1 protein-coding gene, 1 tRNA gene and 1 pseudogene are annotated in these 1,994 nt (G+C 63.9%); all 3 read left to right on the forward strand.

Going from position 1 to position 1,994, the window contains the following annotated elements:
* Window positions 1–175, forward strand: a pseudogene (locus tag EOA29_RS43480) (histidine phosphatase family protein); the annotation flags it as partial.
* A 283-nt stretch (window positions 176–458) separates the two neighbouring features.
* Window positions 459–524 (forward strand) — tRNA-Ile (locus tag EOA29_RS34480).
* Window positions 525–891: 367 nt separating this feature from the next.
* A partial coding sequence (locus tag EOA29_RS34485; protein ID WP_145969986.1) for a slipin family protein occupies window positions 892–1,994 on the forward strand: 1,103 nt, incomplete at its 3' end.

Consider the following 1,994-nt stretch of genomic DNA (forward strand, 5'->3'; position numbering starts at 1 on the left):
GATGGCGGCGATCATAAAGGAAATCCGGGGCTATTCCGGATCCGACAATCTGGTGCTGGTCACGCATCTGGAGAACATCGTGGCGCTTACCGGCATCGCGCCGCGCGAGGGCGAGGCCGTGGTGGTGGCGCCGGACGGCGACGGCCTCAAGGTGCTCGGCCGGGTTACCTTCTGACACAGCCTCATGCTGGTGTTGCCGAAATACAACTCCCGGAAGACGCCGCAAATCCACCGCGACAATGGCGCTTGCGACAACCCGTCGCAGGGTCTATAGGCGCGCTCCCGGTCACGAAAACCGAAGCGAGCACAACGGTTGGAGCTTTCGTCTCCGCCCGCGCAGGCGGCTTTGCCGCGCTGTGTACGGTGCCGTTTCGGAGTGTTGGGACTTGCGGGTGTAGCTCATGGAGAGCGCCGGATTTGGCTCCGGAGGCAGGGTTCGATTCCCACACCCACGACACGGATAGCTCAGTTGGGTAGAGCATCAGACTCATAATCTGACGGCCGAAGGTTCGAATCCTTCTCCATTTGGCTGATAAGCCAAGGCACCCTTTTACGGTGTTATCTGAAAAACGGTCCGGGGACCGGATTGCGAGGACTTCACGGACGGCAGGGCTTCGGCCCCGCCGGCCCAAGATGTCTTGCGCCATCGGCTCGCGGCCAGGCCCGCGGTGACGATCAAGGCGCGGCAGTGCCGGCAAAGGAGGCTTTGGCCTCCATGCCCGCCTCGCCGCCCCGCGATCCGCTCCCGAAGGCCCGCCGCTTGGCGATGCCACCGGTCTCCGGATCATTCGTGCCCGGAATTGAGAAGAGACGATGGAAACGAGAAACGAAAGGACGATCGACGCATGACTTGACGCCTCGCATGGGGCCATGCCCGACAGGAGTAAAACAATGAAGACCATTCTCGAAAAGCTTCTTGGACGCCGGCGCGTCCTCGTGAAGGAAAATGAGCGTGCCGTCGCCCTCTACAAGGGCGAGATCCAGGCTGTCCTGATGCCGGGCGAGCATTGGCTCGCCAACCGGCGCGGCAACCTGGAAGTCTCCAGGCACGACCTGAAGAACCCGGAATTCGTTTCGGCTTACGAGAAGGCGTTGTTCGACAAGCTCCCGGATGTGGCCGCGCGTCATTTCACCGTCGTTCGCACCGGGCGCACCGACATTGCCGTCATCGAGCGCGACGGCGCCCTCCACGCCGTTCTCACTCCGGACCGCAAGCTCGTGCTGTGGACGGATGCCGGCCCGTGGAAGGTGACGTCCGTCGACACGGCGGCCGATCTGGCCGTCGATCCGGCCTTGATGCGCCGGATCGGGCAGGCCCGGAAGACGGAACACACGTTCCTGCATCCGGTCGTGGACGGCCAGGTCGGGTTGCTGTTCGTGGACGGCGTCTACACCCGCACGCTTGCCGCGGGCGTGCACGCCTTCTGGAATGTCGGACGTATGGTCCAGGTGAAGGTCGTCGACCTCAAGCGCCAGTCGCTTGACGTCGCCGGGCAGGAAATGCTGACCAAGGATCGCGTGACGATCCGCGTCAACATCGCCGCTGAATACCGGGTCGTCGATCCGGTGACGGCGGTGAGCACGGTGAAGGACTTCGCGGAAGCCCTCTACCGTGCCCTGCAGTACGCCTTCCGCAAGACGCTTGGCGCGCTCACGCTCGACCAGATCCTCGACAAGAAGGTGACGGTCGACGAGGAGGCGGCGGCCAAGGTGCGTGCCGACATGGCCGCGATCGGCCTCGAGGTCAGCGATATCGCGCTCAAGGATGTCATCCTGCCGGGCGAAATGCGCGAGATCCTCAACCAGGTGGTTTCGGCCGAGAAGCAGGCCGAGGCCAACGTCATCCGCCGCCGCGAGGAGACGAACGCCACGCGTTCGCTGCTCAACACGGCCAAGGTGATGGCCGAGAACCCGGTGATGCTGCGGCTGAAGGAGCTCGAGGCTCTCGAGGCCATCGCCGGCAAGGTCGAGCGGTTCACCGTCCACAACGGGAC

This window comes from Mesorhizobium sp. M1E.F.Ca.ET.063.01.1.1 (genome assembly GCF_003998155.1).
Taxonomy (GTDB): domain Bacteria; phylum Pseudomonadota; class Alphaproteobacteria; order Rhizobiales; family Rhizobiaceae; genus Mesorhizobium.